This is a genomic window from Vibrio halioticoli NBRC 102217, from assembly GCF_000496695.1.
GTDB lineage: Bacteria > Pseudomonadota > Gammaproteobacteria > Enterobacterales > Vibrionaceae > Vibrio > Vibrio halioticoli.
The window spans coordinates 22,875-40,773 of record NZ_BAUJ01000048.1 but is presented as its reverse complement, the minus strand read 5'-3'; the positions used below and the strand labels follow the sequence as shown (position 1 = coordinate 40,773).

14 protein-coding genes and 1 riboswitch are annotated in these 17,899 nt (G+C 43.5%); of the genes, 7 read left to right on the top strand and 7 right to left on the bottom strand.

The window, feature by feature from the left end; genetic code table 11:
• Nucleotides 1-206 precede the first annotated feature (206 nt).
• The 3 genes from hemG to VHA01S_RS13530 are packed head-to-tail and all read right to left on the bottom strand — an operon-like array spanning nucleotide 207 to nucleotide 2,836.
• The gene (hemG, locus tag VHA01S_RS13540; protein WP_023404930.1) at nucleotides 207-743 is read right to left on the bottom strand and encodes a menaquinone-dependent protoporphyrinogen IX dehydrogenase; all 537 of its coding nucleotides are present in this window, start codon (nucleotides 741-743) and stop codon (nucleotides 207-209) included.
• A gap of 10 nt (nucleotides 744-753) precedes the next feature.
• Complete coding sequence (locus VHA01S_RS13535) at nucleotides 754-2,211, bottom strand: TrkH family potassium uptake protein (RefSeq protein ID WP_023404929.1); 1,458 nt, start codon at nucleotides 2,209-2,211, stop codon at nucleotides 754-756.
• A gap of 7 nt (nucleotides 2,212-2,218) precedes the next feature.
• On the bottom strand, nucleotides 2,219-2,836 hold the full coding sequence (locus tag VHA01S_RS13530; RefSeq protein ID WP_023404928.1) for a YigZ family protein: 618 nt from the start codon (nucleotides 2,834-2,836) through the stop codon (nucleotides 2,219-2,221).
• A gap of 195 nt (nucleotides 2,837-3,031) precedes the next feature.
• Here VHA01S_RS13530 and fadB point away from each other — a divergent pair, with 195 nt between their 5' ends.
• From fadB to acuI, 3 genes are all read left to right on the top strand, one after another.
• Complete coding sequence (gene fadB, locus VHA01S_RS13525) at nucleotides 3,032-5,203, top strand: fatty acid oxidation complex subunit alpha FadB (RefSeq protein WP_023404927.1); 2,172 nt, start codon at nucleotides 3,032-3,034, stop codon at nucleotides 5,201-5,203.
• A gap of 19 nt (nucleotides 5,204-5,222) precedes the next feature.
• The gene (gene fadA, locus VHA01S_RS13520; protein WP_023404926.1) at nucleotides 5,223-6,386 is read left to right on the top strand and encodes an acetyl-CoA C-acyltransferase FadA; all 1,164 of its coding nucleotides are present in this window, start codon (nucleotides 5,223-5,225) and stop codon (nucleotides 6,384-6,386) included.
• Nucleotides 6,387-6,564: 178 nt separating this feature from the next.
• Nucleotides 6,565-7,548 carry an acrylyl-CoA reductase (NADPH) gene (gene acuI / locus VHA01S_RS13515; RefSeq protein ID WP_023404925.1) on the top strand — a complete coding sequence of 328 codons (984 nt, stop codon included), beginning with the start codon at nucleotides 6,565-6,567 and terminating at the stop codon, nucleotides 7,546-7,548.
• A gap of 46 nt (nucleotides 7,549-7,594) precedes the next feature.
• On the opposite strand, the gene VHA01S_RS13510 is transcribed toward acuI, so the two are convergent.
• Complete coding sequence (locus tag VHA01S_RS13510) at nucleotides 7,595-8,536, bottom strand: LysR family transcriptional regulator (RefSeq protein WP_023404924.1); 942 nt, start codon at nucleotides 8,534-8,536, stop codon at nucleotides 7,595-7,597.
• A gap of 225 nt (nucleotides 8,537-8,761) precedes the next feature.
• Here VHA01S_RS13510 and tusA point away from each other — a divergent pair, with 225 nt between their 5' ends.
• Complete coding sequence (gene tusA / locus VHA01S_RS13505) at nucleotides 8,762-9,010, top strand: sulfurtransferase TusA (protein WP_023404923.1); 249 nt, start codon at nucleotides 8,762-8,764, stop codon at nucleotides 9,008-9,010.
• Between the two features lie 26 nt (nucleotides 9,011-9,036).
• Here the strand turns inward: tusA and VHA01S_RS13500 are convergent, their stop codons facing one another.
• On the bottom strand, nucleotides 9,037-9,591 hold the full coding sequence (locus tag VHA01S_RS13500; protein ID WP_023404922.1) for a TMEM165/GDT1 family protein: 555 nt from the start codon (nucleotides 9,589-9,591) through the stop codon (nucleotides 9,037-9,039).
• A gap of 2 nt (nucleotides 9,592-9,593) precedes the next feature.
• Nucleotides 9,594-9,776: riboswitch (yybP-ykoY riboswitch) on the bottom strand.
• 271 nt (nucleotides 9,777-10,047) lie between these two features.
• Here VHA01S_RS13500 and glyQ point away from each other — a divergent pair.
• The 3 genes from glyQ (at nucleotide 10,048) to VHA01S_RS13485 (ending at nucleotide 14,430) form a co-directional block, all read left to right on the top strand.
• Nucleotides 10,048-10,977, top strand: a complete 930-nt coding sequence (gene glyQ / locus VHA01S_RS13495; protein ID WP_021714783.1) for a glycine--tRNA ligase subunit alpha — start codon at nucleotides 10,048-10,050, stop codon at nucleotides 10,975-10,977.
• Between the two features lie 2 nt (nucleotides 10,978-10,979).
• A complete protein-coding gene (gene glyS / locus VHA01S_RS13490) occupies nucleotides 10,980-13,046 on the top strand; it encodes a glycine--tRNA ligase subunit beta (RefSeq protein ID WP_023404921.1) in 2,067 nt (688 codons plus the stop codon).
• Between the two features lie 127 nt (nucleotides 13,047-13,173).
• A complete protein-coding gene (locus VHA01S_RS13485; protein WP_023404920.1) occupies nucleotides 13,174-14,430 on the top strand; it encodes a valine--pyruvate transaminase in 1,257 nt (418 codons plus the stop codon).
• 53 nt (nucleotides 14,431-14,483) lie between these two features.
• Here VHA01S_RS13485 and VHA01S_RS13480 read toward each other — a convergent pair whose 3' ends face one another.
• Nucleotides 14,484-14,936, bottom strand: a complete 453-nt coding sequence (locus VHA01S_RS13480) for an Hsp20 family protein (protein WP_023404919.1) — start codon at nucleotides 14,934-14,936, stop codon at nucleotides 14,484-14,486.
• A 362-nt stretch (nucleotides 14,937-15,298) separates the two neighbouring features.
• Nucleotides 15,299-17,716 (bottom strand): DNA topoisomerase (ATP-hydrolyzing) subunit B, encoded by a 2,418-nt coding sequence (gene gyrB / locus VHA01S_RS13475; RefSeq protein WP_023404918.1) that lies wholly within the window; start codon nucleotides 17,714-17,716, stop codon nucleotides 15,299-15,301.
• Nucleotides 17,717-17,899 lie beyond the last annotated feature (183 nt).

Below are 17,899 nucleotides of genomic sequence, written 5' to 3'. Positions count from 1 at the left end.
CACTTTTTTGAATTTATTTTCTAAGAGAAGTTAAACTCAAATGGCTCAGCTAATTTGCCGACTGAATCACTGCGAAGCGTTGTCGCTGTTGCCGTGTCAGTGGGGCGCATTATAGAGACCTGCGTCACGTTGGCAAGCGTTTTTTAAGGTTTTTTTATAATTAAATTCTGTTCGGTTAATTTTGCGACAACAGCCTTTAAAAACGATTAATTTCCGTCCATTTTTACGACTTTTTGGCTAAATAAAGAGACCTTTTGCCAGTTGGTGTACTCAACCTCTTTAGTGGTATCCGTTTCTCCCCCAGTCATAGACATAATTAAACGAATCATAAATTTGTCTAAGAAGTTATATCTAGGATAAAGGAGCGCTCCGGCAAACACGCCAATCAGCTTTGGTTGCCAAGGTGATTTCTTAAGAAACGTTTTGATATACGCACTTCCCTCTGGGGTGTCCTTACCTTGTTCTTCTTTTCTTGCGGTTAAGTTGACACAAAAGAACGCTGCATTGCTCTGTTGCAATTGCACTAGGTGCTTTTCGATAAACTGGTAAAGCTTCTTATTTAAATGCCCATAACGAATAGATGCACCGATAACGACGCGATCAAAAGCTAATAGGTCGATAGTGTTCACTGAAGCGAGATCAAATGATTCGCAAGTAAACCCTTCTAGTTCACTTTCTATGTGGGCCAAAATCTTTTTGGTTTGACCGTCACTCGTGGAATACAGCAATGCCGCCTTTTTCAATGTTCTTTCCCTAATTTTTCCAAAATGCTGGAGTGAATAAAATTAATAAGGTGAATACCTCTAATCGACCAAACAACATAGAGATAACTAACACCCATTTTGCTGAATCGCTAATGTCACCGTAATGCAGTGATACCTCACCCAATCCAGGGCCGAGGTTATTTAAGGTTGAGGCGACGGCAGAAAATGCGGTGAGCTCATCCATACCCGTTGCTATCAATGCCAACATACATATGACAAAGACCAAGGCATACGCTGAGAAGAAACCCCATACTGCATCAATAACCTTAGAAGGCAGAGCTTTGCTGCCCAGCTTAATGGTGAACACCGCTCGTGGGTGAACCAATCGCTTTAACTCTCTAAAGCCTTGCAATGTAAGCAGCAGTATTCTGATGACTTTCATCCCTCCACCGGTAGAGCCTGCACATCCCCCAATGAAAGATGAAAACAATAACAGCATAGGTAGAAATAGAGGCCACTGGGCAAAACCGGTGGTGGTAAAGCCTGCGGTTGTTGAAATAGAAACACTTTGGAAAAGTGCTTGGTCAAACGCTTCGTAATAGGTGTCATAGCTGTGATGGTTTAGTAACACCAAAAAACAGATCAGGAATAGCATGACTTGAATAAAGATGAAGGCTCTAAACTCTGGGTCTTTTAAATAATACTTAGGATGCACCCCACCAGACGCAAACGCAGCAAAGTGCAAAGAGTAGTTACAAGCGGAGATTAATAAGAAGACGACGGTGATCATATTAATCGCATAGCTATCAAAATACGCCATGCTAGCGTCGTGAGTAGAGAAGCCACCGATAGCAATAGTAGAGAAGCTATGCCCTATTGCATCAAAGAAGGTCATTCCTGCTAGCCAGAAGGCAATCGCACAAGCAACCGTCAGACTAAGGTAGATGTACCAAAGTGCTTTAGCGGTCTCAGCTATCCTTGGGGTCATTTTACTGTCTTTTACTGGACCCGGGATTTCGGCTCTATATAACTGCATACCACCAATGCCAAGCATAGGTAAAATAGCCACCGCTAATACAATGATCCCCATTCCGCCAAACCATTGTAGAAACTGTCTATAAAAGAGGATAGCTTTGGGCAAATCATCTAAACCAACAAGAACTGTAGCTCCTGTTGTAGTCAAAGCAGAGAATGATTCAAAAAAGGCATCGGCGACACTGACAGAAGCACTATTCACCAACAGGAAAGGTAATGAGCCTGCACTGCCAATAACCGTCCAAAATAATACAACAATCAAAAAGCCATCTCGGGCTTTTAAATCTCGCTTTTGGCGACGGTTAGGGAACCAACAAACAAAACCACAAATGAGTAAGATGATAAAGGTTACGACAAAGGGAACACCCGCACCATCTCTATAGATGAGAGCCACACCCGCAGGCGCTAACATAGAGACACTAAAGAGTGCGAGTAGCAGACCTACTATTCGAATAATGGAACGAAACTGCATACTAGGGTTAGCTCATCCTTGAAATTAAGGCTCTCGCCCCGGTTTTATTAGTCATAGTCAGAATAAAGTCACTTTCATGCAGAACTTCAATCTCCACGGTCAGTTTAGCGCTAATATCATAAGTAGCGTCAACTTCCACTGCACCATACTGCGCCATAATAGACTGAGTTAATGATATGAGAGAGTAGTCTACTTCTACGACTAATTGAGTAGTAATCTTCTTCTCGATGGTTTCGAGTAGCTTTAACGCCTGTTGCACCCCACCACCATACGCTTTTACCAAGCCACCCGTACCTAAACGAATGCCTCCATAATAACGGGTTACAACGGCAGTGATCTCCCCTACGCCAGATCCGGTTAATTGAGCGAGGATAGGTTTCCCTGCGGTGCCCGACGGCTCGCCATCGTCACTAAAGCCCCACTTCATTGAATCTTCAGGACGACCAGCAACAAACGCCCAGCAATTATGTCTCGCGTCATTATGTTTCGCCTTTATTTCATCTACAAATGCTTTGGCCGCTTCAATAGACGGAGTGTGAGCTAAGTAGGTAATAAACTGACTCTTCTTGATTTCTTCTTCAAAAATCATTGATTTGGCCGGTGTTAAATAAGGAGAGACGTTCATTGGATCTGCGCATTTTGAGGTAATTGAAACAGTTTATCACGAGAAGCACTTTCAATTAATAGTGGCACACACGACACGTTGTTGATGAAATGTTAAATAAATGTATTGATATTTGCGTGTTTCATAGTCAAACTTAACTGGTCATACCACGATACTGTCTCGCCACTAGGCTGACTCGATTTATGGAGAACACGGATGATCTATCAAGCAGAGACCCTCACGGTCAAAGAACACCAAGATGGCATAGTAGAAATATGCTTTTGTGGGGATAACTCAGTTAATAAGCTCGATTTGAAAACCCTTGCAGCATTAGATGCCGGGATTAAAGCAACACAACAGATTGAAAACCTTAAAGGTGTCATCGTCACAAGCGACAAAGATGCCTTTATTGTGGGCGCTGATATTACTGAGTTTCTTGGACTATTTGCTAAACCGAAACAAGAACTTGATCAATGGCTACAATTTGCCAACTCCATCTTCAATAATCTTGAAGACCTGCCTGTTCCCACTATCTCTGTTATCAAAGGTCATGCGCTTGGTGGCGGTTGTGAAGCAATTCTAGCCACAGATTTTCGCTTGGCTGATAAAACCGCCAATATCGGTCTACCAGAAACAAAACTTGGCATCATGCCCGGCTTTGGTGGAACAGTGCGATTGCCCCGCTTAGTCGGTGCTGATAATGCAATGGAAATTATCACGGCCGGAAGCTCAAAGCGTGCAGACAAACTACTTAAGATTGGCTTGATTGATGCCATAGTAGAGACTGATGTACTGTTTAGCTCTGCGGTTGCACTGATAAAAGATGCCAATCAAGGCGTTATTGATTGGCAAGAGCGTCGCCATAATAAAACGGCACCATTAAAGCTTGCCAAGCTAGAAGCCATAATGAGCTTTACTACCGCCAAAGGATTGGTCGCTCAAAAAGCAGGTCCACACTACCCTGCTCCTATGATGGCCGTTAAAACTATCGAACAGGCCGCAGGTTTTTCCCGAGATGAAGCTCTTGATATTGAGCGAGAAAACTTTATCACCCTAACCCAAACCGAAGTAGCGACATCTTTAGTAGGCTTATTCCTTAATGACCAATACATAAAAGGACTAGCGAAAAAAGCCGCTAAAGCCTCCACCAAGCCCACGTTACGTGCCGGAGTGCTTGGCGCGGGAATTATGGGCGGAGGTATCGCTTATCAATCCGCATTAAAAGATGTACCTGTATTGATGAAAGATATTGCTCAACCTTCTCTTGATTTGGGACTGACAGAGGCTTCAAAACTGCTGAATACTCGGTTAGAGCGTGGGCGTATCAAACCTAATAAAGTGGCTAAGGTGCTCACCTCTATTACTCCAAGTTTGCACTACGCTGGTATTGAACAAGCCGATGTAATCATCGAAGCAGTAGTTGAAAACCCGAAGGTTAAAACCAGCGTACTAGCTGAGGTGGAGCAATACACTAGCCCTGACGCCGTTATTACTTCCAACACCAGTACTATCCCTATCAACCTACTGGCGCAATCTTTACAAAGACCAGAAAACTTCTGTGGCATGCATTTCTTTAATCCTGTGCACCGCATGCCTTTAGTCGAAATTATTCGCGGAGAAAAAACCTCAGAAGACACCATCAATAGAGTTGTGGCTTACGCCGCGAAGATGGGTAAATCGCCGATAGTGGTCAATGATTGTCCCGGCTTTTTTGTAAACCGTGTTTTATTCCCCTACTTCAATGGATTTAGCCAATTAGTCAATGATGGCGCTGATTTCCAGCACATAGATAAAGTCATGGAACGTCAATTTGGCTGGCCAATGGGACCGGCTTATCTATTGGATGTAGTAGGGCTAGATACTGCGCATCATGCGCAAAAAGTAATGGCTGAAGGTTTCCCTAAACGTATGGCTAAACAAGGCACCGATGCTATAGACCTATTATTTGCAGAAAAACGCTACGGACAAAAAAATGGCGCTGGCTTCTACGAATATCAGCCGGATAGAAAAGGCAAACCAAAGAAAACCTTTAACCCTGATGTTCTAAAGTGCTTACAAGCACTAAAAGCACCGCAGCAAACATTCAGTGATGAAGAGTTAATTCAACGCATGATGATTCCAATGATCAATGAAGTGGTGCTCTGCCTTGAAGAAAACATTATCGCCTCACCACAAGAAGCGGATATGGCGCTAGTTTATGGCTTAGGCTTTCCTCCATTTAGAGGCGGAGTGTTCCGTTATCTAGATAGCTTAGGCATCAATAATTACCTTGCTCTATGTGAAAAATATCAGTCACTCGGCGCTCTCTATAAAGCACCGCAATTGCTGTATAGCATGGCGAGCTCTGGCGATAACTTTTATGCCAACCAACAATCCACCAGCTTGTAATCAATAAGAGGAATAAGAAATGAAAAATGTCGTAATTGTTGATTGCATCCGCACACCCATGGGACGATCTAAAGGCGGTGCTTTTCGTCATACTCGCGCCGAAGATCTCTCGGCACACCTGATGAAAGGCTTGTTAAAAAGAAACCCAGCGGTAAATGCGAGCCAAATTGAAGATATTTACTGGGGTTGCGTACAACAAACCTTAGAGCAAGGGTTTAATGTGGCTCGAAATGCCTCTTTATTAGCTGGCCTTCCCGTTGAAGTAGGCGCTGTAACAGTGAATAGATTGTGTGGCTCGTCAATGCAAGCTCTGCACGATGCTAGCCGCTCAATTATGGTCGGTGACGCTGATATATGTATCGTAGGCGGCGTGGAACATATGGGACACGTCCCCATGAATCACGGAGTAGACTTCCATGATGGGCTTGGAAAAAGTGTCGCAAAAGCTTCCGGCATGATGGGGCTAACCGCAGAAATGCTTGGCAAACTGCATGGCATCGCAAGAGAGCAACAAGATGAGTTTGCCGCCCGCTCCCACGCCAGAGCTCACAAAGCCACTTTAGACGGGGCATTCAAATCAGAAATCTATGCCACCCAAGCTCACGCTGCCGATGGCTCTCTTATTTCATTGGACTACGATGAGGTGATTCGCCCTGAAACCACGGTTGCAGGTTTATCACAATTAAGACCGGTGTTTGACCCAGCCAATGGCACTGTTACCGCAGGCTCTTCTTCTGCCCTCTCAGATGGTGCATCCGCTATGCTGATCATGAGCGAAGAAAAAGCGCAACAACTTGGGTTAAGTGTACGTGCCAAAGTAAAATCCATGGCAATTGCTGGATGCGATCCTGCGACTATGGGGTATGGTCCAGTGCCTGCCACTAAAAAAGCATTGCAACGCGCCGGACTCACTATCGAAGATATGGATGTGATTGAACTCAATGAAGCCTTTGCCGCTCAAGCACTTCCAGTCGCTAAAGATCTCGGTTTACTGGATGTTATTGATAAAAAAGTAAATTTAAATGGCGGCGCGATTGCTCTAGGTCATCCTCTTGGTTGTTCTGGCACACGAATCTCCACCACTTTAATTAATTTGATGGAAAGCAAAGATGCCAAATATGGCCTAGCCACCATGTGCATTGGCTTAGGGCAAGGTATAGCAACTATTTTTGAAAGGCCATAACCCTACCTTTTATGAGCCACCTCTTACCCTTGAGGTGGCTTTTTAGCTACAAAATCATATCTTTTCAGCAATTAATGCATCTAATGCATAGTTAAAATGATGACAAATCATTTTTTTTATTCGAAATTGTTCTCTAGACTTACTAGCAATCAAATACATTAACCCTTTGGAGTAACTGATGTTCAAAGCACTTGTTCTAAACCAAGAAGATAAAAAAACTTTTGCAGCAATTGAGCAAATTGATGAATCACTATTACCAGAGGGTAATGTAGAGGTCGCTGTAGACTACACTTCTCTAAACTATAAAGATGGCCTTGCTATTACAGGTAAAGGCAAAATCATTCGTAACTTCCCTATGGTTCCTGGTATCGACTTAGTGGGTACCGTAACCACATCTGAAGATGATCGTTATCAAGCAGGTGACAAAGTGGTTCTTACTGGCTGGGGTGTCGGTGAAAACCATTGGGGTGGTATGTCTGAGAAAGCACGTCTTAAAGGTGACTGGTTAGTTCCTTTAGTTGACGGTCTTTCTGGCCAACAAGCAATGAGTGTAGGTACAGCGGGCTTTACAGCAATGCTTTGTGTTCAAGCTATCGTTGATGGTGGCGTAAAACCTGAAGACGGCGAAGTACTAGTAACAGGCGCAAGTGGTGGTGTAGGTAGCGTAGCTGTCACTCTACTAAGCCAACTAGGTTACTCAGTAGCGGCAGTGACAGGTCGTTCATCACAAAATGGCGAGCTTCTAAAAAGCTTAGGCGCATCACGCATCGTTGAGCGTGCTGAACTAGAAGAACCAGCAAAACCACTAGAACGCCAACTTTGGGCTGCAGCAGTAGATACTGTAGGTAGCAAAGTACTGGCTAAGGTTCTGACTCAAACTAACTACAACGGTGTTGTAGCTGCATGTGGTCTAGCTGGCGGTTTCGATCTTCCTACTACAGTAATGCCATTTATCTTGCGTAATGTTCGCCTGCAAGGTGTTGACTCTGTTATGTGTCCAAGAGAAAAACGCATCCAAGCATGGGAACGTCTCGTTGAATTGCTACCTGCATCATTCTACGAACAAGCGACTAAGCTGATTAACCTAGAAGATGCGATTCAGGCAGCTAACGACATTACTAATGGTCAAATTACCGGTCGTGTCGTAATTAAAGTAAGTTAGTTTGCTGGGGGCAGCAATCTATGAGCCAGCGGAGTAATCTGCTGGCTTACTCTAACCCCATATCCATTACCCGCTTTTCTATTAATCTTCCGCACTCATTTTTTAATACCGCTCGTAGCCATTTTTGCGCAGGTGAGCTATCACACCTCGAATGCCAAATCAGTGAATAATCAAACGCTATAAACTCAAATGGTAGCGCTTTAACCACTAAATTATGTCTCTCTGCCACCAAATAAGCGATATCCGCTGGCACAGTAATCACCAATGGCAAACGGTCAACAATGGCAAGAGCCGCTTCTAAATGATAAGCACGTAACACTAAATTTATTTTGCCATGTGTTAACAAACTCTCATCGATTAACGATTTCACGCCATCACTAATAGCGATCATTGCGTGGGGCAGAGTTACAAAATCTTGTAACGTTAAAACCTTATCCGCTAGAGGGTGCTTTTTAGAGACTAGGCAAGTGACCCCTACTTTTCCTAACACCTCTTTACGTAAAGGCTCTATTTCAGACACTGGCCGACAGATAGCCATATCCACTCTTTCAGCCGTCAACTGATGATAAATATTGTCATGCTGCAATGGCTGAAAATCTAATGAGATATTAGGCGCTAAATCGTAAATTTTAGATAAGGCAAACGGCAAAATGGTCTGCATAGCGTAATCGGTGGTAGCGACAACAAATCTTTGTGAGCACTGTGACGGATCAAAATCCGTTGGTGTCAGCAGTTCTCGAATAGCTTCCAGTGGGAACTGAATCTGCTCATTAATCTGTAAGGCTTTTTCTGTCGCAATGAGGTTTTGTCCATTGCGAGTAAATAGCGGGTCGTTGAGTAAATCTCGTAAACGACCTAATACACGACTCATTGCCGACTGGCTTAAATTAAGTCTAATTGCCGCCCGACTCACGCTGCCTTCTTCGACTAACACTCGCAAGGCAATTAATAAGTTAAGATCGCGACGATAAATTTCTTCTAGTTCCATTTAACCTCAGTACAGATAAAGCTTCACTACGCATAGTATCAGTTTCCTGAAATCGTGTTTACCCATAATAAAAATAGAAAGAGCCGATAAATAAGGCGAAATGCTATCGCACTGTAAAGTACAAGTTAAAAGTGTGGTTTACTCTCTCTGTTGTTCACCAAGTAAATATTGAATATTTTTTATACTTAAGTATGATCGCTGTCTCATTTTTTGGGAGAGAAAACCATGTCTTTTAATCCAGAAGTTGCCAGCCAAGTTTTAGAGGCTGAAGGATTGCGCTGCCCAGAGCCTGTAATGATGGTAAGAAAAACCATCCGCACCATGCAAGAAGGTGAAGTCTTACTCGTAAAAGCCGATGACCCTTCAACTGTGCGTGATATTCCAAGCTTTTGCCGTTTTATGGATCATCAGCTCATCGCAGAAAAAACTGATACCGCCCCATTTCAGTATTTGATTAAAAAAGGGCTTGCTTAAGCCTATCCAATCTTAAGCTTATCCAATCAATAGATCGCTGCGCTTACCGCCATCAGCATAAAAAGCGCAGCCGTGACTCTACGGATAAGCAGCAAAGGCAATCGATCAGCAGACAATTTGCCAATCATGACCACTGGCACATTCGCTAATAACATTCCAACGGTTGTTCCTAATATCACCATCCATAATGCATCAGGAAACTTTGCGCCCAGTATTGAGGTGGCAATTTGGGTTTTATCGCCTATTTCAGCGACAAAGAAAGCAATAAAGCTCGCCACAAAGGGGCCTTTATTAGAAATAGACTCATTGTCATCTAACCTATCTGGAATCAAAATCCACAATGCCATCAAAGCAAAGCTAACGACCAAAACCCATTTCAGAACATCAGGATTTAATAAGTCGGAAACCAATACCCCCAACCAAGCTGCCACAGCATGATTAGCGACGGTCGCTAAAAATATAGCGGCTATGATAGGCAAAGGCTTACGGTATCGACTGGCTAATAGAAGAGCTAAAAGTTGGGTTTTATCCCCAATTTCAGCTAAAGAAACGGTAGTGATAGAAATGGCTAGAACGCTCAAAAGACTCTCTTTAGGTGGGAGATAACAAACGATAGATAAGCGTCACTCTCCCACCAAGGATAGCGATTCTTATCTAAGGTCTTGCTAAACAAAGAGTCTCGAACGCCATGATGATTTTGCATCAATTATGTTGACGGACGAACCGGACTTGCAGTCTCGGTAAGCTACTCCCCAAAGATGGTGTGGATTTTATACATCAATCAATTGCTATGCAACTAAGATGCTAGCTTAGTTTAGTTTAGTTATTCACTCTCTGTTTTGCCATTAATCGTTGCCACAAAATGAGCGGTATAGATTTCACTATATTCTGCAAACCATGAAAGCTAGAGGGTCTATTTTGCATTTGTCTTGTTCTCGATACGTGAATTGACGGTTTTTTCACTACTCCCCATCTTAATATCTGGGTATAATTCAAAGTTATTTCATATTCAGACAAAAGAATCGCGCGAAACGACTATGCATAAATACGATATCAAAACCTTCCAGGGAATGATCCTCGCGCTGCAGGATTATTGGGCTCAAAACGGATGTACTATTGTTCAACCGCTAGATATGGAAGTAGGTGCTGGCACCTCTCACCCAATGACGTGTCTGCGTGCACTTGGCCCAGAGCCAATGTCAACGGCATACGTTCAACCTTCACGTCGTCCAACTGACGGACGTTACGGTGAGAACCCAAACCGCCTGCAGCATTACTATCAATTCCAAGTCGCTCTTAAACCTTCTCCGGATAACATCCAAGAGTTGTACCTTGGCTCTCTTGAAGTGCTTGGTATCGATCCATTGGTTCACGATATTCGTTTCGTAGAAGACAACTGGGAAAACCCAACTTTGGGTGCTTGGGGTCTTGGTTGGGAAGTTTGGCTAAACGGCATGGAAGTAACTCAGTTTACTTACTTCCAGCAAGTTGGCGGCCTAGAGTGTAAGCCTGTTACTGGCGAAATCACTTACGGTATCGAACGTCTAGCAATGTACATTCAAGAAGTCGACTCTGTTTACGACCTAACTTGGAACGTTGCACCCGATGGCTCTAAAGTTACTTACGGTGATATTTTCCACCAAAACGAAGTTGAGCAATCCACTTACAACTTTGAACACGCTGATGTGGACTTCCTATTTGGTTTCTTCGAGCAGTGTGAAAAAGAGTGTAAAGAGCTACTGGCACTAGACAAGCCATTGCCGCTTCCTGCTTATGAACGCATTCTTAAAGCCGGTCACGCATTCAACCTACTTGATGCACGTAAAGCTATCTCAGTAACAGAGCGTCAACGTTATATCCTTCGTATTCGCGATCTGACTAAAGCAGTTGCAGAGGCGTACTACGCGTCACGTGAAGCTCTTGGCTTCCCTATGTGTCGACCTGTAGCTAAGAACGAGGACAAATAATCATGGCGAAGAATTTTCTAATTGAACTAGGTACCGAAGAGCTACCACCAACAGCACTTCGTTCTCTAGCAGAAGCGTTTGCTTCTAACTTTGAAGCGGGTCTTAAAGCGGCTGAGCTTTCTCACGAAGGCGTAAAATGGTACGCAGCACCTCGTCGTTTAGCACTTAAAGTAACTAGCCTGGCTGAAGGTCAAGCAGACAAAGTGGTTGAGAAACGTGGCCCTGCAATTTCGGTGGCATTTGACGCTGACGGCAACCCAACTAAAGCGGCTCAAGGCTGGGCTCGCGGCAACGGTATTTCTGTTGAGCAAGCTGAGCGTCTTAAAACAGACAAAGGCGAATGGCTTCTTTTCAAACAAGAAGTAAAAGGCAAGCCAGTTCAAGAATTGGTTCTAGATATCGCGGCTAAAGCGCTAACTGGACTGCCTATCCCTAAAGTAATGCGTTGGGGCGACTCAGACATTCACTTTATCCGCCCAGTAAAAACACTGACGGTACTGCTTGGTGATGAGCTTATCGAAGGTAAGATCCTTGGCGTTGCATCAGGTCGTACTATCCGTGGTCACCGCTTCATGGGTGAGCAAGAGTTTACTATCGATTCAGCCGATCAATACCCTGCTCTGTTAGAAGAGCGCGGTAAAGTAATGGCAGATTACGAAGCTCGTAAAGCAATTATCCTAGCCGATTCTAAAAAAGCCGCAGCGGCGGTTGGCGGCATCGCTGACCTAGAAGACGATCTCGTTGAAGAAGTCACCTCTTTGGTTGAATGGCCAGTGGTACTCACAGCGAAGTTTGAAGAAGAGTTCTTAAACGTGCCTTCTGAAGCTTTGGTTTACACCATGAAAGGTGACCAAAAATACTTCCCTGTTTATGACGAAAACAAAAAGCTACTGCCTAACTTTATCTTTGTTTCTAACATCGAATCTAAAGACCCTCGTCAAGTTATCGAAGGTAACGAAAAAGTGGTTCGTCCTCGTCTAGCAGATGCGGAGTTCTTCTTTAATACCGACCGTAAACGTCCTTTGATCGATCGTCTTCCTGAACTAGAACAAGCGGTTTTCCAAAAACAACTGGGTACGATCAAAGACAAAACCGATCGCATCACAGCTCTAGCTGGTTACATTGCTAAGCAAATCGACGCTGACGTAGAAAAAACCACGCGTGCTGGCCTACTGGCTAAATGTGACCTAATGACTTCTATGGTATTCGAATTTACCGATACCCAAGGTGTTATGGGCATGCACTACGCGACTCATGACGGCGAAGACAAAGAAGTGGCTCTAGCACTTTACGAGCAATACATGCCTCGTTTTGCTGGGGATGATTTGCCAAGCACGGGTATTTCTTCTGCTGTAGCCATGGCGGATAAGCTAGATACTATTGTTGGTATCTTCGGTATTGGTCAAGCACCAAAAGGTTCTGACCCATTTGCGCTACGTCGTGCATCGCTAGGTGTGCTACGTATTATCGTAGAAAATGGCTACAAGCTAGACCTTGTTGACCTGATCCACGAAGCAAAAGCACAGTTAGGCGATAAACTGACTAACCAAAACGTAGAAGCTGACGTACTTGATTTCATGCTAGGTCGTTTCCGTTCTTGGTATCAAGATGCTGGCTTCAGCATTGATATTATCCAAGCGGTGTTGGCTCGTCGCCCAACTAAACCTACTGATTTTGACCAACGAGTTAAAGCGGTATCCCACTTCCGTGGTCTAGAAGCGGCAACTGCATTGGCTGCTGCGAACAAACGTGTAGGTAATATCCTTGCTAAGTTTGATGGCGAATTAGCTGAAGAAATCGACCTTGCTCTTCTTCAAGAAGATGCAGAGAAAGCACTGGCTGAAAACGTTGAAGTCATGGCTGAAGCACTTGAACCTGCTTTCGCCACTGGCGACTACCAGCAAGCATTAAGTAAACTGGCTGATTTACGTGAGCCTGTTGATGCATTCTTTGACAACGTTATGGTTATGGCCGATGACGAAGCTCTGAAAAAGAACCGCTTAACGCTACTGAACAAGCTGCGCAATTTATTCCTACAAATTGCCGATATTTCTCTTCTGCAGAAATAATCTTATTAAGCCCAGCTCCGGCTGGGCTTTTTATTATAAATACTCATTAAACTATTGAGTATTCCCCGTCTACTAGGCTAATGTTGATCTCTTTCCTATACTGATTTAGAAAGAATTAGGGCCTTATATGTCTTCAGAAAATACTTATTCAGCGTTCGGAGAAAAATTTAACCGAAACTCAGGGATTACTCAGCTAATGGGTGATTTAAATGATGGCTTACGCACGCCTGGAGCTTTAATGCTAGGTGGCGGAAACCCTGCTGCAATACCTGAAATGTTGGATTATTTCTCTGATATTACCCGCCAAATGCTCGCTAGCGGTGAGTTAGTTGCCGCTATGGCTAACTATGATGGACCACAAGGTAAAGATTCTTTTGTCAGCGGGCTGGCCGGCTTACTAAAAGAAACCTACGGCTGGGATATTAGTGAGAAAAATATCTCTTTAACTAATGGTAGTCAAAGCGCCTTTTTCTATCTATTTAACCTGCTAGCAGGAAAACAGCCTGACGGTTCGCACAAGAAAATCCTATTACCACTGGCACCTGAATATATTGGGTATTGCGATTCGGGTATTCAGGACGATATCTTCGTATCTTATAGACCTGAAATCGAGTTGCTGGAAAATCAGCAATTTAAATACCATGTGGATTTTTCACAAATCAAAATTGATGACTCAGTGGCCGCTATTTGTGCCTCTAGACCCACCAACCCAACAGGCAATTTACTCACAGATGAAGAAGTGTATAAGCTAGATAAGCTGGCGAAAAAGCACAATATTCCATTAATTTTAGACAACGCCTACGGCACACCTTTTCCTAATATCGTATTTGAGCATGCTACCCCTTTCTGGAACGACAACACTATTCTTTGCATGAGCTTATCAAAACTAGGATTACCTGGCGTAAGATGTGGCATCGTCATTGCCAATGAAGAGATCACTCAAGCCCTCACCAATATCAACGGCATTATCGGTTTAGCACCGGGAAGTATTGGACCAACGGTTGCCCAGCATATGATTGAATCGAATGATCTATTAAGGTTGAGCGATGAGGTAATCAAACCTTTCTATCAGCAAAAATCGGCGCAAGCCATTTCTCTACTGCAATCAGAAATCACCGATCCTAGATTCCGCATCCATAAACCCGAAGGCGCAATATTCCTATGGTTATGGTTTGATGAATTGCCAATTACGACGATGGAATTGTATAAACGCCTGAAAGCTCGTGGGGTACTGATTGTTCCGGGAGAATATTTCTTTTTTGGACAAGAAGAAGAATGGCAACATTCCAAGCAATGTTTAAGAATGAACTACGTGCAAAATGATCAAGATATGCAAAACGGCATAAAAATTATTGCTGAGGAAGTAAAGAAAGCCTATCTATAAAACAAAAAAAAGAGCGCCCTTGGCGCTCTTTCACTACTTTGTTTTATTGCTCATTACTGTGCAGAACCCGTGTTACCATCAATGAGTTTGCTACCATTAATCGCAATTTTACGAGGTTGCATTGCTTCAGGGATTTCGCGTTGTAAATCAATGTGCAATAAACCATTTTCCATAGTCGCACCCACCACTTTTACGTAGTCAGCCAACTGGAATTTACGTTCAAAGTCACGCTCAGCAATACCTTGGTAAATGTAGGTTTTACCTTCTTCTGCTTGGCGTTCACCACGCACAATCAGTACGTTTTCTTTTTGCGTAATATCTAGCTGATCATCAGCAAATCCAGCAACCGCCATAGTGATACGGTAGTTGTGTTCATCTTGCTGTTCGATGTTGTATGGAGGGTATCCCGCAGAAGCATTTTTGGCAGAAGAAGACTCCATCATGTTTAATAGACGATCGAAGCCAATAGCGTTGCGGTACAAAGGAGTGAAATCTACAGTTCTCATAATACTATCCTATTCATTAGCAATAGCCTTAACCCAGAGTGGCGGATTAAGGGTGTTGTTTCCATTCCATCAAGGACATGGTTTCAACAAAGTTAAGTTGTGTGCTTTCTACTGTCCTTCCTCTAAAAGAGCGAAGCGAGTAAAGCGGTTCAGAAGACCCATCAGGCATCTTCTTCATAACTAGATATAAGGATAGACAATCTCTGTTTCAAGGTTTTTTCTAAAAAAAATTTAAAACCCTATATTTCTTTTCCAATAACAAAGCAAAAAAAAGCACCACCTAAAAATAGGCAGTGCTTATGATTCAATAGCTTAACTCACACTCTATCAGGCTTGTTGCCGAATAGAATGACGCATATAAATTACACGTCTAAGTTAGCTACTTTCAGTGCATTATCTTCGATGAAGCGACGACGAGGTTCTACGTGATCACCCATTAGTGTGGTAAACAATAGATCTGCGCTTACTGCATCATCAATAGTAACTTGCATCATACGGCGAGTATCAGGGTCCATAGTGGTTTCCCAAAGTTGATCAGGGTTCATTTCACCTAGACCTTTGTAACGCTGTAGTGATAGACCACGACGTGACTCTTTAGATAACCATTCAAGCACTTCTAGGAAAGTCGAAACTTGCGCAGTGCGCTCGCCACGTTTCACAAAAGCACCTTCTTCTAATAGCCCATCAAGAGCATCAGAAAGCGTCGCTAACTTGTCGTACTCTTTGGTTGCTAGTAGCTCTAAGCTAATTAGATATTCGTAATGAACACCGTGAGTACGCACAACGACTTTCGGAAGACAAACGTTCAGCTCTTGGTGTTTTTCAACTTCTAAGCTGTACTGGCTTGCGCCCACTTCTTTAGTATTTAGTTGAGCAATCAAACGCTCACCCCAAGCAGTAACAGTCGCTTCGTCTTGACACTGCTCAGCCGTTAGGCGAGGAACGTAAATGAACTCTTCAACCAAGGCTTTTGGTAATTGACGAGCCATACGCTCTACCAATTTAGTTGCTTGGTTAAACTGAGTAACCAATGCTTCTAGAGGTTCACCAGAAAGCGCTGGCGCTTCAGGGTTCACAAACAATGCAGCATTATCTAACGCTAAAGAGGTTTGATACTGAGTCATTGCATCTTCATCTTTAATGTATTGCTCTTGTTTGCCTTTCTTCACTTTGTAAAGCGGTGGCTGAGCAATGTAGATGTAGCCACGCTCAATAAGCTCTGGCATTTGACGGTAGAAGAAGGTCAGTAGTAGCGTACGGATGTGAGAACCATCCACATCGGCATCGGTCATGATGATGATGTTGTGGTAACGCAGTTTTTCTGGGTTGTATTCGTCACGACCAATACCACAGCCAAGTGCCGTAATTAAGGTTGCCACTTCTTGAGAAGACAGCATTTTATCAAAACGTGCTTTCTCAACGTTTAGGATTTTACCTTTAAGAGGAAGAATCGCTTGGTTCTTACGGTTACGGCCTTGCTTCGCACTACCGCCCGCTGAGTCCCCTTCCACTATGTATAGTTCAGAGTGGGCTGGATCTTTTTCTTGGCAATCTGCAAGTTTACCTGGCAGACCGGCTAAATCTAATGCGCCTTTACGACGAGTCATTTCACGTGCTTTACGAGCCGCTTCACGAGCGCGCGCTGCATCAATGATTTTACCACACACAATTTTTGCTTCGCCTGGGTTTTCAACAAGGAACTCAGACAGCTTCTCACCCATTGCAGACTCAACCGCTGATTTCACTTCAGATGAAACTAGCTTGTCTTTAGTTTGGCTTGAGAATTTAGGATCTGGAACTTTAACGGAAACAACCGCAGTCAAACCTTCACGAGCATCATCACCAGAGGTTGCCGCTTTTGCTTTCTTAGAAAAACCTTCTTTATCCATAAAGGTATTCAAAGTACGCGTTAGTGCAGAACGGAAACCCGCTAAGTGAGTACCGCCATCGCGTTGTGGAATGTTGTTAGTAAAGCAGTAGATGTTCTCTTGGAAACCATCGTTCCACTGCATTGCTACTTCAACAGTAATGCCATCTTCACGCTCGATATCAAAATAGAAAATTTTCTGGATAATTGGCGTTTTATTGGTGTTTAGATGTTCAACGAACGCTTTGATACCACCTTCAAACATGAAGTGATCAGATTTATCTTCTACGCGCTCATCAACTAAGTTGATTGACACACCTGAGTTCAAGAACGACAGTTCACGCAGTCGTTTCGCTAAGATGTCATAGTAGAACTCAATATTGGTGAAAGTTTCTTCACTTGGCCAGAAACGAATTTCAGTACCCGTTTTATCTGTATCACCAATCGCTTTTAGTGGCGCTTGAGGCTCACCATGCTTATAGGTTTGAGTGTGAATTTTACCGCCACGATGAATGGTCAAGGTAACTTTTCTAGACAGTGCGTTTACAACTGAAACACCTACACCGTGAAGACCGCCCGACACTTTATAAGAGTTGTCGTCAAATTTACCACCGGCGTGCAGAACGGTCATGATAACCTCTGCTGCGGATACTTGCTCTTCTTCGTGCAATTCAGTCGGAATACCGCGACCGTCATCTCGAACAGAAACTGAATCGTCGTCATGAATAGTTACTACGATATCGTTACAGTGACCTGCTAACGCTTCATCTATAGAGTTATCCACTACCTCGAATACCATGTGGTGAAGACCTGTTCCGTCGTCTGTATCACCTATGTACATACCTGGACGCTTACGAACCGCATCTAGACCTTTTAGTACTTTAATACTCGATGAATCGTAATTTTCTGCCATGAGTTACTCTCTATTTGGGCCTATTAATCATCCATATTGCTCTCAACCAAATGGTGAGCTAGCAAGTCGTGATAATAGCCATCTATATTGAATATGTTCTACTACGCTAAGGGGTTAAAAACACCCTAGCACTTGAGGTAGCGCTTTAGGACTTAAATTTATAATTTGAGGGGTTTGTAGCCC

Bases quoted from the DNA above. Each gene is read 5' to 3' on its own strand.
- acuI (WP_023404925.1), top strand. From the start codon at position 6,565: ATGTTCAAAGCACTTGTTCTAAACCAAGAAGATAAAAAAACTTTTGCA.
- tusA (WP_023404923.1), top strand. From the start codon at position 8,762: ATGTCTTTTAATCCAGAAGTTGCCAGCCAAGTTTTAGAGGCTGAAGGA.
- fadB (WP_023404927.1), top strand. From the start codon at position 3,032: ATGATCTATCAAGCAGAGACCCTCACGGTCAAAGAACACCAAGATGGC.
- VHA01S_RS13485 (WP_023404920.1), top strand. From the start codon at position 13,174: ATGTCTTCAGAAAATACTTATTCAGCGTTCGGAGAAAAATTTAACCGA.
- VHA01S_RS13530 (WP_023404928.1), bottom strand. From the start codon at position 2,836: ATGAACGTCTCTCCTTATTTAACACCGGCCAAATCAATGATTTTTGAA.
- fadA (WP_023404926.1), top strand. From the start codon at position 5,223: ATGAAAAATGTCGTAATTGTTGATTGCATCCGCACACCCATGGGACGA.
- VHA01S_RS13510 (WP_023404924.1), bottom strand. From the start codon at position 8,536: ATGGAACTAGAAGAAATTTATCGTCGCGATCTTAACTTATTAATTGCC.
- glyQ (WP_021714783.1), top strand. From the start codon at position 10,048: ATGCATAAATACGATATCAAAACCTTCCAGGGAATGATCCTCGCGCTG.
- VHA01S_RS13480 (WP_023404919.1), bottom strand. From the start codon at position 14,936: ATGAGAACTGTAGATTTCACTCCTTTGTACCGCAACGCTATTGGCTTC.
- gyrB (WP_023404918.1), bottom strand. From the start codon at position 17,716: ATGGCAGAAAATTACGATTCATCGAGTATTAAAGTACTAAAAGGTCTA.
- glyS (WP_023404921.1), top strand. From the start codon at position 10,980: ATGGCGAAGAATTTTCTAATTGAACTAGGTACCGAAGAGCTACCACCA.
- VHA01S_RS13535 (WP_023404929.1), bottom strand. From the start codon at position 2,211: ATGCAGTTTCGTTCCATTATTCGAATAGTAGGTCTGCTACTCGCACTC.